At 49.5% G+C, this 14576-nt stretch carries 11 protein-coding genes; 10 read left to right on the top strand and 1 reads right to left on the bottom strand.

Translation table 11 applies throughout. From position 1 onward, the window contains the following. Window positions 1-22 precede the first annotated feature (22 nt). The 9 genes from Q1A04_RS01010 to Q1A04_RS00970 all read left to right on the top strand — a co-directional run bounded on the left by Q1A04_RS01010 (window position 23) and on the right by Q1A04_RS00970 (window position 11805). The gene (locus Q1A04_RS01010; RefSeq protein ID WP_299699962.1) at window positions 23-4306 is read left to right on the top strand and encodes a HAMP domain-containing protein; all 4284 of its coding nucleotides are present in this window, start codon (window positions 23-25) and stop codon (window positions 4304-4306) included. Between the two features lie 14 nt (window positions 4307-4320). Then, on the top strand, window positions 4321-4920 hold the full coding sequence (locus Q1A04_RS01005) for a chemotaxis protein CheW (RefSeq protein ID WP_299699959.1): 600 nt from the start codon (window positions 4321-4323) through the stop codon (window positions 4918-4920). A gap of 35 nt (window positions 4921-4955) precedes the next feature. Further along, on the top strand, window positions 4956-5318 hold the full coding sequence (locus tag Q1A04_RS01000; RefSeq protein WP_299699956.1) for a response regulator: 363 nt from the start codon (window positions 4956-4958) through the stop codon (window positions 5316-5318). A gap of 65 nt (window positions 5319-5383) precedes the next feature. Further along, a complete protein-coding gene (locus Q1A04_RS00995; RefSeq protein WP_299699953.1) occupies window positions 5384-6508 on the top strand; it encodes a chemotaxis protein CheB in 1125 nt (374 codons plus the stop codon). Beyond that, entirely contained in the window at window positions 6505-8139 is a 1635-nt protein-coding gene (locus tag Q1A04_RS00990; RefSeq protein WP_299699950.1) for a chemotaxis protein CheA, read from the top strand. Before Q1A04_RS00995 ends, Q1A04_RS00990 begins: the two co-directional genes overlap by 4 nt. Before the next feature lie 11 nt (window positions 8140-8150). After that, window positions 8151-8798 (top strand): chemotaxis protein CheC, encoded by a 648-nt coding sequence (locus Q1A04_RS00985; protein WP_299699948.1) that lies wholly within the window; start codon window positions 8151-8153, stop codon window positions 8796-8798. Between the two features lie 212 nt (window positions 8799-9010). Further along, complete coding sequence (gene speE / locus Q1A04_RS00980) at window positions 9011-10339, top strand: polyamine aminopropyltransferase (protein ID WP_299699945.1); 1329 nt, start codon at window positions 9011-9013, stop codon at window positions 10337-10339. Next, on the top strand, window positions 10311-11402 hold the full coding sequence (locus Q1A04_RS00975) for an agmatinase family protein (protein ID WP_299699942.1): 1092 nt from the start codon (window positions 10311-10313) through the stop codon (window positions 11400-11402). The genes speE and Q1A04_RS00975 overlap by 29 nt, the downstream gene beginning before the upstream one ends. A 70-nt stretch (window positions 11403-11472) precedes the next feature. Then, on the top strand, window positions 11473-11805 hold the full coding sequence (locus Q1A04_RS00970; protein ID WP_299699940.1) for a phage holin family protein: 333 nt from the start codon (window positions 11473-11475) through the stop codon (window positions 11803-11805). A 75-nt stretch (window positions 11806-11880) separates the two neighbouring features. Here the strand turns inward: Q1A04_RS00970 and Q1A04_RS00965 are convergent, their stop codons facing one another. Beyond that, window positions 11881-12216 carry a four-helix bundle copper-binding protein gene (locus tag Q1A04_RS00965; protein ID WP_299699937.1) on the bottom strand — a complete coding sequence of 112 codons (336 nt, stop codon included), beginning with the start codon at window positions 12214-12216 and terminating at the stop codon, window positions 11881-11883. 170 nt (window positions 12217-12386) lie between these two features. Here Q1A04_RS00965 and recQ point away from each other — a divergent pair, with 170 nt between their 5' ends. Then, window positions 12387-14522: a DNA helicase RecQ gene (gene recQ, locus Q1A04_RS00960; RefSeq protein ID WP_299699934.1), complete on the top strand. Its 2136-nt coding sequence runs from the start codon at window positions 12387-12389 to the stop codon at window positions 14520-14522. Window positions 14523-14576: the final 54 nt, after the last annotated feature.

The following is a 14576-nucleotide window of genomic DNA, read 5'->3' as shown; positions in this document are numbered from 1 at the left end:
AAACCCATACAACCCTAAACATATGGCCTTAGGTAAAAATTTGAAGCTGAGCAAAGACAAGCTCATCAGTGACGTAGAAACCAGCCAACCAGAGAAAGCGACTCCCTCACGGGCTAAAGCCAAGCAACAGGCTCCTGCCGCCACTACTACCGTGGAAGAGAAAGAGGAAAAGCCAGTAGTTGAGCAAAAGGCGGCTACCAAAGACGGCGATGCCGGTTCGAAGGCTGCTACTGTGACAAACGCTGCAACAACCACTATTCCGGTAAAAAACGGCCCGAATGGTAAGCAGAGCCGCAAGCAAGTGCTGCCATCGAGCCCGGAGTATATCGGAGAACAGCTCAATAAAGTACTCTATGCCCTAGACGCCTTTAAAAAAGGGGATATCTCCGTTCGTTTGACAAAACAGAATGACGATATTTTTGCCGAGATCGCCGAAGCCTACAACTCGATGGTGGAAATGATCGGTGGTGTAGGTGGTGAGGTGTCGCGTATTTCCAAAGTAGCAGGGGTGGAGGGTAACCTAAAGGCCCGTGCCTCGGCCGAGAACGCTTCCGGTTTCTGGAAGGACATGATCAATAACATTAACGGTCTAGTGGATTCTATCGCGGTTCCGGTACTTGAAGTGGGTAAAGTACTGAAGAACATCTCGCGTGGTAATCTCGACGAAACATTCCAGATCCCGGTATCCGGTGACTTCAAGGTCATGGCCGAAACCATCAACCGCACGATTGACAACCTGAACCTGTTCGCAGGGGAGGTAACGCGTGTGGCCCTCGAAGTGGGTACCGAGGGTAAACTGGGTGGTCAGGCATCGGTGCCAAACGTGGCCGGTGTATGGAAAGACCTGACAGATAATGTAAATACCATGGCCAGCAACCTGACCTCGCAGGTACGTGACATCTCGAATGTGGCGACTGCGGTGGCGAAAGGAAATCTGGCTCAGAAAGTATCCGTGGATGTGCGCGGTGAGTTTGCCCAGCTGAAGGATAACATGAACCAGATGGTGGACTCCCTAAACATATTCGCTGACGAAGTAACCCGTGTGGCGCGTGAAGTGGGTACGGAAGGACGTCTCGGCGGCCAAGCTAAAGTGCCGAATGTGGGTGGAGTTTGGAAAGACCTCACCGACAATGTGAACACCATGGCCAGCAACCTGACTTCTCAGATGCGTGACATTGCAAACGTATCTACGGCAGTTGCGAAAGGCGACCTGACACAGAAAATCACCGTGAATGTGCGCGGAGAGATGGCCGAGCTGAAAGACATCATCAACCAGATGGTGGACTCGCTTAACATCTTCGCAGGTGAGGTAACCCGCGTGGCACGTGAAGTAGGAACAGAGGGTAAACTAGGCGGACAGGCGGCAGTACCGAATGTAGAAGGTACCTGGAAAGAACTGACCGACAACGTGAATCTGATGGCAGGCAACCTGACACTGCAGGTACGTGACATCGCCGAGGTAGCAACCGCGGTGGCGAAAGGTGACTTGACCCAGAAAGTGTCTGTGGACGTGAAAGGTGAGCTCGGTGATCTGAAGGACATCTTGAACGACATGGTGGACCGACTGAATGTGTTTGGCGCGGAAGTAACCCGTGTGGCACGTGAAGTGGGTACAGAAGGTATACTGGGTGGTCAGGCGAACGTGCCAAACGTAGCCGGTATCTGGAAAGAACTGACTGACAATGTAAACTACATGGCCTCTAATCTGACACTGCAAGTGCGTGACATTGCGAATGTGGCGACTGCAGTAGCAAAAGGTGATTTGAGCCAGAAAATAACAGTAAATGTAAAAGGCGAGCTTGCTGATCTGAAGGAAAACCTAAACCAGATGGTGGACTCGCTTAACATCTTCGCAGGTGAGGTAACACGTGTGGCCCTTGAAGTGGGTACGGAAGGACAGCTAGGCGGTCAAGCCTATGTGCCGAATGTAGCGGGTACTTGGAAGGACTTGACGGACAACGTGAACGCGATGGCCGGCAACCTGACGGTGCAGCTGCGAGACGTGTCCAAGGTAGCCACGGCGATTGCCAGCGGCGACCTGACCCAGAAGATTACGGTGGACGTGCGCGGCGAGATCCTCCAGATCAAGGACGTGATCAACATCATGGTGGACCAGCTCGGCTCGTTTGCCAGCGAGGTAACGCGTGTGGCACGTGAGGTGGGTACCGAAGGTAAGCTAGGTGGCCAAGCAAACGTGCCGAACGTTGGTGGTACTTGGAAGGACCTAACCGATAACGTGAACTACATGGCGTCCAACCTGACTTCTCAGGTTCGTGACATTGCCAAAGTAGCGACTGCTGTTGCGAAAGGCGACTTAAGCCAGAAAATAACAGTGGAAGTGCGTGGTGAGATCTTAGACCTGAAGGAGAACTTGAACCAGATGGTGGACTCGCTCAACATCTTCGCTGACGAAGTAACTCGAGTAGCGCGTGAAGTGGGTACAGAAGGACGCCTCGGCGGTCAGGCAAATGTGCCAAAAGTACGCGGTACATGGAAAGAGTTGACCGATAACGTGAACACCATGGCCTCCAACCTGACGCTGCAAGTGCGTGACATCGCCAAAGTAGCAACGGCTGTTGCGAAAGGCGACTTGACGCAGAAAGTGTCTGTGGATGTGAAAGGTGAACTCGGTGAGTTGAAGGAAAACATTAACCGCATGGTGGACTCCCTGAACATATTCGCCGGTGAGGTAACCCGTGTGGCACTTGAAGTAGGTACAGAGGGTAAACTAGGTGGCCAAGCAAACGTGCCGAACGTTGGCGGTACTTGGAAAGACCTGACTGATAATGTAAATACCATGGCCTCCAACTTGACAACGCAGGTACGAGGCATTGTAAAAGTAGTAACCGCGGTATCAAAAGGTGACTTGACCCAGAAACTGACCCTCGAAGCAAGAGGTGAGGTAGCCGATCTAGCCGATACGATCAACACCATGGTGGTTGACTTGAACCGCTTGGCGGGTGAGGTTAGCCGTGTGGCAAGAGTAGCCGGTGTGGAAGGAAAACTGACCGAGCGTGCGACACTGCAAGGTGTAGGCGGCAGCTGGAAAGAACTGGTTGATACCCTGAATGACCTATTGGAGTCCATCGTAACGCCGGTACTGGAAGTATCCCGTGTTGTACGTGCGATTTCAGAAGGTGACCTGACGCAAAAAGTAGAGGCCCATACCGCAGGTGACATCCTCGATATGGCCAATGCCTTGAATCTGGCGGTTGATAACCTGAATGCCCTTCTTGGTGAGATCAATGACTCATCACTAGTAGTGGGAAGCTCCTCTGAGGAAATGGCCGGTAAAGGTCTTGAAATGAACCGCGTAACGCTGGATGTGGCGCTTGCCATGCAGCAAATGGCGGAAGGTGCACAGAATCAGGCCCTCAAGACAGACCAGGCTTTCAAACTGATAGAGGAAATCATGAAAACCACGAAAGACACGGCCAACCGTGCGGAAGTGGTGAACAAGTCGGCCTTACTGGGTGAGGAAACTTCGCAGCTGGGTCTAAAAACAGTGGCGGAAGTGGTGAAGAACATGGAGGAAATATCCAGCTCGGCTTCGCTTACCTCTAAAACAATTGAAGTACTAAGCGCTCGTTCGCAGGAAATCTCCAAGTCACTAGGCGTAATCACGGACATTGCCGCACAGACCAACCTTCTTGCCCTGAACGCTGCCATTGAGGCAGCCCGTGCAGGTGAGGCAGGACGTGGTTTCGCGGTAGTAGCCGAAGAGATTCGCAAACTGGCCGAAGGATCCCGTAAGTCAGCCAGTGAGATTGCAACGCTGGTAGATGATGTGAAGAAAGATACAGCTTCTGCCGCGATGGCGATCTCGACCATGGAAGGCCGTGTATTGAAAGGAAAGAATGCGACATTCGAAGCATCCGGTGCCTTCAAAAACATTGCCGCTTCAAGTGGTGAAACGCTTCGCACCGCACAGGACATCCTGACGGCGACGGAAGTACAGAAGTCATCGATCGGAGACGTAGTGAAGTACGTGGAAGAAGTGGTTGCCATTGCCGAGCAGACGGCCTCTGGTACACAGCAGGTAGCCAGCACGGCCAAGCAGCTGTCCGCTTCGATGCAGGAACTTACTTCTTCTTCTCAGAACCTGAACGACATTGCTGCAGACCTGCAGATCAGTATTTCAGCCTTCAAACTTGTAGACGGTAACTTAGTATTCAACCATACGCAGAACAACCGTAGACTGGCATCTATGCCTTCGAAAGCAAAGCAGGTGAAACAACTGACCGGTAACGCAAGACTAAGCTCCGTTAGCTCCAGAAACAGAAATAGCGAGGACAACAGTAAATAAACCGTTCTGGACTGATGAAGGAAAAAGCGAAAAAGAAAGATGAACAGGCCGTTCCTCAGCTAAATGAGAACGGGGTTGACCGAGCGCAGGAGTCCACAGAAACATCTGTCGCCGAGGCTACGGCCAAACCTGAGACAACAAAGGAGGAAATGATCCACTTGATTGTCTTCAAACTTGGGTCCGAGGAATATGGGATTAAAATAGAGCAGGTAAAAGAGGTTACCGTGACACCAAGTGTGACACGGATGCCTCGCACGCCTGATTTCATTAAGGGTGTTGCCAACATCCGCGGTGATATTATCGCGATCATGAACTTGGAAGAGCGCTTTGGCATTCGGCCGGCTCCGGTCTCAGACGATTTCAACCCAAATATCACCTATACCCTCGTAATCGAGGCAAGGGAATATAGCATTGGGGTCATCGTGCGTGAAGTGCCGCAGTCGCTCAACCTATCCATGACCAAGATTGATAAAACGCCCTCTTTCCTACAGGACATCAACATCCACGAAAATTATATCGAGGGCATTGCCAAAGTCAACAATCGTCTCATTATCGTGCTGGACATGTACAAGATCCTGACACAGGATGAGATTAGGGCGTTGCATAATAACTAATGCGATTCATTCAAATTGAAGCTATACTTTAAGGTATGAAAAGAATTCTGATTGTAGACGACTCATTCTACATGCGCACCATGCTCAAAAACATGCTAACTGATGCAGGCTATGAGGTGGTAGGCGAGGCTCCCAATGGGCAGACAGCCTTGGAACTGGCAAAGGAGACGACTCCGGACCTGATCACGCTTGATGTGATTCTGCCAGACAATACAGGGCTGGATGTGCTGAAGGGTATAAAGGCAGAGCAGCCTGATATGAAAGTCATCATCGTAAGTGCCGTAGGGCAGGAGGTGATCGTGAACGAGGCCTTGGAGTATGGAGCCCTGTCTTATATTGTAAAGCCCTTCTCTGAAGAGAAGGTGCTGGAGGTGGTAAAGAAAGCACTCGACGAGTAAGCTTTTTCTGCATAGTTAAAGTACTGGTTGCACATTCGAGACAGTAGGAAAGGAGGTGTACTTTGATGAGACAGACAAAAAGGCTGAAAGTGGTGGTGGCAGACAAGTCAAGTCACGCACGCTTAGTGCTGGAGGGAATCTTAGCCGAGGCAAAAGATATTGAGGTTACAGGACTGGCTTCCGATGGTGATCAGTTGTTGAACTTACTGCATCTGCAAAAAGTGGATGTAGTACTGGCTTCAGCTGAACTTCGTCATAATGACCGATTATTAGCTTTTAAGCGGATCTTTAGTGAGTGTCCTACGCCCATTGTGATGCTCGTAGAAAAAGAACAGCTTAGCCTTGACATGCTAAAAGAGGCAATCGATATCGGCGTTTATGGGGTAGTTACAAAGCCGGGCCCAACTTCGAGACCGAACTACAGAAGCATCTCCGATGAGATTCGCCAAAAGGTGCTGGCGGTTCGGGAATCAGAATACTGGGCTCCGGAAAAGCGGTTGCGTATGCTAGAGGAGACTTCTCAACTGGCAAAACAAGTGGTGCGAAAGCCTGCTAAAAATGCGACTGCTGAAACTGTTATTGTGATAGGAGCTTCTACTGGAGGTACACAGGCGGTGGAACAGATCGTGCGACAGCTTGATCCTGATTTGAACGCCTCGGTTTTAGTCGCTATACATATGCCGCCCAAATTTACGCATACTTATACCCGTAGGCTAAAGGAGCTTACTTCCCTAACGGTGATTGAGGGTCGGTCTGGCCTTATCCCAAAACCGGGAAAGGTAATTGTGGCACCGGGCGGGCGCAATATGGTGGTTAATACTGTAATGGGTAATACGGCTAGCCTTAAAATTGCATTCGATGAGGAGGATTCGTCTTTCAGTTATGACTTGCCCTCTGTCGACCATTTAATGCGAACAGTAGCGCATAGTAGTGTACGCCGTGTGGTTGGGGTAATTTTGACCGGTATGGGCAAAGATGGTACAGCCGGTGCCCTAGCGATTTCAAAGCGCGAAGGGGGCCACGTCATCGCACAAGACGAAGCAACGTCAGCCATCTTCGGGATGGCCAAATCCGCGATAGAGAGCGGGTATACCGACAAAGTGCTGCCTTTGTCAAAAATTGCCAACTACCTAAACCAGTATGTGGCCGAACAGCAGCAGCAAGTCAGTACAACTGACATGAATACATGAAATCGAGAGAGCAGGAGTATAAAGAGATATTTATAGCAGAAGCGCTGGAGTACTTCGACGCCCTTAACAGGCTCATCAGCGAACTGGAAAAGCGACCGCAAGACGATAAGGTTTTGGCGGAGATCTTCCGTATGCTGCATAACCTGAAGGCGAATGCCAAAGCAATTGGCTATCTGCAGATCTCCGATGTATCACATAAACTAGAGACCGCGTTCGGCCTTATCCGTAACAAGGAACTCAGCTTTAGTGATGAAGTAGTGGGGGTGCTTTTTGATGGGATTGATCTGTTGGGTGAACTCATCAAAAACATCGACAGCGAACAGCAAATAGAGCCCGACCCGATACTGATTCGCAACCTCGACATCATTGTCGACAGCTTGTCCGACAGCACGGTGGAACTGGCCAAGGTACAGAAGTTCAGCAGCTCACGCAACCTGACTCTTTCTGATCTCATCTACATTCAGGTTAAGAAGCTTGACCACCTGATGAACCTCGTGGGTGAGCTGATCATCGACCGCGACCGCATCCTGTCGCTCAGCCGGGAGTTGGATAACGATGAGCTTAAAATGGTGAGTTCGCACCTATATCGCATTACTGAGGACTTGCAGTATAGCGTAATGGATGCCAGACTGGTAAGCATTGGAACCTTGTTCAATAAGTTTCCAAGGGTGGTCCGGGATATAGCTACGGCAGAAAAGAAAGAAGTTGACTTGGAGCTGTCAGGTCAGGATATTCAGATTGACCGAAACATCCTGCAGATCATGACGGACTCTTTGCTTCACTTAGTGCGAAATGCCATCACGCATGGATTGGAAAAGCCGGAGCAGCGCTCAAAAGCCGGCAAGCCAAAAGTTGGACAGCTAGAGCTCTCTGCCCGAAGCGACCGCGAGAGTGTGGTTATCAGTTTAACTGATGATGGCAAAGGTATAGACCTGAACCAAGTAAGAAAGGCGGCGGTTGCACAGCAGCTTGTGCCGGCAGACGTGGCGGACGGCCTTCCGGATACGGAGGTTTTCTCTTTCCTGTTTGAGCCCGGCTTTTCGCTGGCTAAGGAAGTCACAGAGTACTCCGGCAGAGGTGTGGGGCTTGATGTGGTGAAAAATGCCATCGACTCGATCGGCGGCCGCATCCGTATAGACTCTAAGAAAGGCAAAGGAACCACGTTTACGCTCCAGTTGCCTACCTCGATCGCCGTAAAAGGAGCGCTACTATTTGAGATAGACAGTATTTTTTACGCCATACCGCTCATACATACTGATTTGGTAGTTGCTCTTGATAAGGATGAGCTGCATGAGGTGGGTGATGTGCTTGTGGCTGACATCAAAGGGGAGACTGTGACCGTGGTGTATTTGGATGAGCTTCTGAATATACCTGAAAGCGCCATGCGCCTAGGGGATAAGACGAAACTGAAAGGGCAGGTACAGAACATCATTATTGTATCATACAATAACAGAAAGCTCGGTTTGATCGTGGACAAGCTCTACAGGCAGCAGGATATAGTGGTAAAGCCGCTAAGCAAGCCGCTAGACAGCATTGACATATATGGTGGTGTGACACTACTCGGCACGGGCAAGGTATGCTTAGTGCTGGATGTGCCGGCCATTACCAAATATTTTATAAGCAGAAGGTAAGGTAAGTGGGGATGGATAACAGAACTAACAAGACAACGACCATGATGGATACTCATGTAACCGAGTTGGAAAAAGATATTATCAAAGAGATCCTGAACATAGGTTTAGCCCGGGCAGCAGACTCTTTTGCGGTAATAGCAAAAGATAAGGTGATGCTCAAGGTGCCTGATGTGCAGCTGATTGAAGTGAAAGACCTTATTTCCCTGATTTCTAAATATGAGGATTCACACTTTATAATCCAATCGGATATAAAAGGGGATTTTAACGGGGCGACGCTCATGCTCTTTTCAGATGAGCACATCAGCCTTCTCTCCAATGTGTGCCTGAGTATGCTTAACGTTCAGAAAGGTGAGCTGAATGTGATGCAAGAGTCCTTGCTTTTGGAGATTAGCAACATCATAACAGGGGCACTAGTAACGCAGCTTGCCAACATTTTGAAAAGCAACATTTATGGCTCCCCGCCAAAGGCACCCAAAAGCCATATCGCCAATTCGCTGAAAGACATCCTCGTGCAGCATCCGCTTTTCCAGCCGCTCGTGTTCACTGTTATCACCAAGTTTCAGCATAACTCAAAAGACGTGGAGCTTCCTCTGCTGCTCTTTTTCGACACTAGCACTCTCATTAAGATGCTCGAGATAATCCGGGAATTCAAACTTTAATAAAGCGCTGTCCTATACCTGACTAGGGGTATAAAGACTAAGAAAAGCTATACCTGCAAGCGCCAGAGCGCCCTTAAGGTATAGCTTTTCTTATTTAAGATGATCCCTCACAGCCTAACATCGTACAGGCTTATTGGAGACAGTTCTTTTGATTATAGCCTCAGATTTCGTTTTTTTGCATCTTTAATTTTTTGAAACCACAAAGTCAGTTAATGAACGCCTTAGGAAGACACATTTTAGTTGAATTTTACGATTGCTCTCCTGAATTGATGAACGATGTAGTACACATCGAAAACAGCATGGTAGCCGCCGCCGAAACAGCCGGTGCCACAGTCATCAACAGCACATTTCACCACTTTTCGCCTTATGGCGTTTCAGGTGTGGTGGTAATTCAGGAAAGCCACTTGGCCATACACACTTGGCCGGAGTATGGCTACGCAGCCGTAGACTTGTTTACCTGTGGCGACTCTGTTGACCCATGGGTTTCTTATAAATATTTGAAAGACGCGTTTGAAGCCGGTCACGGTTCCTCCATGGAGCTACGTCGTGGTCAGTTGAGTCTCCTGAAACGCAACGAGTTTAACCTCGAGTCATTGCGTGACGTTGCAGCAAAGAGTATTGAAGCAGATGGTTCTATTACGCGCGATGTGTGGTTCACGGAGCGGGATGAGAACATTGCGCTCTCCCTTAAACACTCTGGCAAGCAGCTCTATAAAAAAGATTCTGACTACCAGCGTGTGGAAGTGTACGAGACGCTGGCCTATGGCAACATGCTAACGCTGGACGGCATGGTGATGTGTACTCAGAAAGATGAGTATGTGTACCACGAAATGATCACGCACATTCCTATGTTCAGCAACAGGAATGCGAAGCGCGCCTTGGTAATAGGTGGCGGTGATGGCGGAACGGTGCGCGAATTGCTGCGCTATGAGCAATTGGAGGAAGTTACCCTAGTGGAGATAGATGAATTGGTGATCGAAGCATGTAAACTCCACCTGCCAGAAACAGCCGTGGCATTTGACAATCCGCGTTTGAACCTGCTAGTGGAAGACGGCATCAAATACATTAAAGAATGCAAGGATGAGCACTATGATCTGATCATTGTTGACTCTGCCGATCCGGTAGGACCGGGTGAAGGTCTGTTCACGGCAGAGTTTTACAAAGAGGTATACCGCTGCCTGACTAAAGATGGTGTTATGATCACGCAGAGTGAGTCACCGCGCTTTAACAGCGCCGTGTTCGTAGAGATCTATGATACCTACAAGCAGATATTCGGTAAGGAGAAAGTGCACTGCTATCTTGCCGCTATACCTACCTACCCAACCGGTACGTGGAGCTTCTCATATTCAGCCAAAGGCGAGGCGCACCCATTGCGTTTCGATACGGAGGCCGCTGCTGCCTTCTCGAAGCGAGAAGGGCTTAAGTATTATAACGAAGCGATTCACACGGCCGCTTTCGCGCTGCCGAATTTTGTGCAAGAGCTTTTGAATTCAAACCCTGACAATGTAACTGATGAATACTCCGCAGAACCAACCAACTAACAGCAAAGAGCAGAAGATTGCCAACTTCGACCCAAATGGTGTGGGTGATGTAAACGGTGGTCTTTTCGGTCTTCCTTTTACAGTCGAGGAGTCGGAAGTAGTGCTGATCCCTGTGCCTTGGGAGGTGACAGTATCTTATAGTGCCGGTACGGCAGCAGGTCCGCAGGCTATCAAGGAGGCGTCCCCACAGCTCGATTTGTTCGAGCCCGCCATCAAAGAAGCTTGGAAACTGGGCATTGCGATGGAGGAGATCTCTGAGGATTGGGCTGCCGTGAGCGACAACCTGCGTCAGAAAGCCGAGAACTACATTAACTGGCTGGAAGAAGGAAGCCCAGAGTCTGACAGGTCTGAGTTTGAAAACCTGCCTGCTGAGGTTACTCAGAAAGGGGAGGAACTCTTGCAGTGGTTAAAAGCCAAGGCGCTGGCCCATTTGGATAAAGGAAAGCTTGTAGGCGTAGTTGGTGGAGACCACAGCACGCCACTTGGCTTAATGCACGCACTTGCGGAACGCCATGAGGAATATGGCATTTTGCAAGTGGATGCACATGCTGACTTGCGTGATGCCTATGAGGGGTTTAAGTATTCGCATGCCTCCATTATGTTCAATGCGCTGCAACTGCCGCAGGTTAAAAAACTGGTTCAGGTAGGTATTCGCGACATTTGTCAGGCGGAGGCCGAATTGGCGGACCAATCCAACGGACGCGTGACTATTTTCTACGACAGCGTGCTGAAGGAGAACATGTACGAGGGTAATAGTTGGAAGAAGGAGTGCAAAAAGATCATTGCTCAGTTGCCGCAGAAGGTGTACATCAGCTTTGATATAGACGGACTGGATCCTAAGTTGTGCCCTGCTACGGGTACGCCTGTGCCGGGTGGGTTCGAATTTGAAGAGGCAATATATTTGATTAAAGCGCTGGTGAAGTCTGGTCGTGAGATCATCGGCTTTGACCTATGTGAAGTAGCGCCGGGTGACAGCGAGTGGAACGGCAATGTGGGCGCAAGGCTGCTTTATAAGCTTTGCAACTGGATGGCCGTGTCACAGAAGCGCCTCGAGGTGCAGTAAGTTACCTTTATTTCCGCTTTGCCGTATAGCGGGGTAAGAATAAAATCTTATCACTATATAGACAAAGAAAATGGGAATTATCATTAAGATTCTGCTGACAGGTGTGGCTGCTCTTTTGGCTGCCTACATTCTGCCGGGTGTACAAATAGCCGGCTTTGGCTCCGCCTTAATTTTGGCTGTCGTACTGGCATTGCTAAACGCTGTTGTGCGCCCGATATTGGTTATATTGACTATACCGGTGACAATACTAACTTTAGGGTTGTTTCTGTTGGTCATCAACGCGCTCATTATCTTATTGGCTGACTCGCTGATTGGTGGCTTTGACGTAGATGGCTTTATCTGGGCACTTGTGTTCAGTTTGGTGCTATCGTTAATCGAGGCCATACTAGATGCCATTTTCTAGACAATAAAATTGCTAGTAAAAAAGCCCCTGCTACGCACGCGTAGCAGGGGCTTTTACATTTGCGGAAATGTGCTGCTATCGGGTACTCATCCAAGCTTCGCAGGCGTCAGCGCACTCTCGGCAGGCGTCGGCACATTTCTGGCAGTGGTCGTGCTTGTGCTTGCGGCACTCTTCTTCACAAAGACGGCAAATCTCAATACACTCCTTAATCACATGCTTGGCATGGGCCGAGTCGCGGGCTACAAACCGAGCTGTAATAGTACAGATATCGGCGCAGTCACGGTCAAGCATGATGCAGCGCACCATCATTTTCACGTCATCCTCTTGCAGGCAGGCAGTGGCGCAGGTTTCGCAGGCTGTAATACATTTGATGAGAACGTGCTCTAGTTCGTTTGTTCTTTCAGATTTCATAGTTAAGGTTTAAAGGTTCATAATCCTTTAAGTTACGGTGTCACATTTGGTTGGTTCGGAATCTCGTCCGGTTCATCAAAAAGCAGGAACCTATTTCACGTATATTATGGTTAACTTTGGGTTTAGCACATCCATTGTTTTTATCACACAGGTATAGGTTGTAGTACAGTATGAGTATAGGTATAAGAGAGGCACGCGAAGCATTAAAACTTTATTTCGGCTATGAGCAGTTCAGGCCGATGCAGGAGCAAATCATTTCCGATATACTACAACAGAAGGATGTGCTGGTGCTGATGCCTACGGGTGGGGGCAAGTCCGTCTGCTACCAAGTGCCTGCTGTTGTGCTACCGGGCTTAAGCGTAGTCGTGTCGCCGCTCATTGCCTTGATGAAGGACCAAGTAGAGGCGCTTTTGGCAAACGGCATACCCGCGGCTTACCTCAACAGTTCCCAGACTTCTGAGCAGCAGTATGCCATCGAGAATCAATGCTTGAATGGTCAGATCAAACTGCTTTACGTGTCGCCTGAAAAACTTCTGTCGGCCGGCTTTTTCTCTTTCCTGAAACGGCTGCAGGTTTCTCTTTTTGCCGTAGATGAGGCCCACTGTATTTCCGCATGGGGCCATGACTTCCGACCGGAATATACGCAGCTCAAAGCGCTTAAGCAGCAGTTTCCTGCTATACCTGTCATTGCCCTGACAGCCACCGCAGACAAACTTACCCAAAAAGATATACAGGAGCAGCTGCAGTTAAGGCAGCCGGAGGTTTTTGTGGCCTCGTTTGACAGGCCGAATATCAACCTGACGGTACTGCCGGGACAGAACCGCTTTCAGAAGATCACTGATTTTCTGAGTCGGCATCATGGGCAGCCGGGCATTATCTACTGTTTAAGCCGCAAAGCCACGGAGAGCCTCGCTGGTAAATTGCGGGACAATGGGTATAAGGCCACCTTCTACCACGCCGGTATGAGTTCCCAATTGCGTGCCAAAGCGCAGGAAGCCTTCCTGCGGGACGATGTGCAGATTGTCTGTGCCACGATCGCCTTCGGTATGGGTATAGACAAATCGAACGTGCGATGGGTGATACACTACAATCTCCCCAAAAACATTGAAGGCTACTATCAGGAAATCGGACGTGCCGGACGTGATGGGGCTAAATCCGACGCGCTTCTATTTTACAGCTTTGCGGATGTGATGAACATGCGCAACATGCTGTCAGATAATGACAAGGCACAGACAGAATTGCAACTGGTTAAGCTGGAGCGCATGCAACAATTTGCCGAAGCCACCTTTTGCAGAAGGCGTATCCTATTGCAGTACTTCGGGGAGACCATGAAGAAAGACTGTGGCAACTGCGATATCTGCCGTAACCCACCGAGCCGGTTCGACGGAACGCTTATTGTTCAGAAGGCCCTTTCCGCGATTGCACGTACCCAAGAAGGTGTAAACATGAGCCTTTTGGTTGATGTGCTGCGAGGATCCAGAAACAGTCAGGTACTTTCAGGTGGGTATGACCGTATAAAGACGTATGGGGCCGGTCGCAATATCGGCACACTGGACTGGCACCGCTATTTGCACCAAATGCTGAATGCAGGGTTTGTAGAACTTGCCTATGACCAGAACTATACCTTAAAGCTGACAGAGCAGAGCCGGCAAGTACTGTTCGAAGGCCGACAGGTGGAGTTGGTTAAGTTTGAAGATGCAAAGCAGCAGACCGAAACGCAGCAACGCGAAAAACCGAAGCGGGAAATCATACGTGATGCGCTGTTTGAGCGTTTGAGAGCCTTGCGCAAGCGACTGGCTGATCAGCAGAATGTGCCTCCCTATGTGGTCTTCACTGACAGCACACTGCAGGAGATGGCCGCTGAGAAACCTGCCAACCGGATCGCCATGTTAGCGATCAGTGGTGTGGGCGCCCAGAAATTTGAGCGTTACGGACATGATTTTATCAATGAGATAATCGCCTTTATGACTGAGGAGCAGTCCAAAGGAAGCGCTATAAAGGGTGCCACGCATTTAGTCACTTGGGAAGCTTACCAGCAAGGGCATAGCCCAGAGGAAATCGCCAAGCGGCGCAATTTAAATCCCGTGACCATCTATTCACATCTGGCTACACTCTTAGAGCAAGGCTATGATATACCTGTCAAAGATTTTGTGACAAAACGCGAGTATGCAGCCATAAAGGAGGCTATCGATAAGTTGGGGCCTGATGCCAAACTGAAGGATATTTTTGAGCATCTGGGTGAACAGTACGAATATTTTAAGATCAGGCTATCGCTGGCTATGTACAAAATGCAGTTTGCGTGGTAGTAAAAAGCAATTTATTACTAAAAAGAGAAGGCCGTCCCATTTTTGGGACGGCCT

It is taken from the genome of uncultured Pontibacter sp. (assembly GCF_947499215.1).
Classification (GTDB): domain Bacteria; phylum Bacteroidota; class Bacteroidia; order Cytophagales; family Hymenobacteraceae; genus Pontibacter.
Note: the sequence above shows the minus strand (reverse complement) of the source record. Positions and strands in the feature narration are given on the sequence as shown.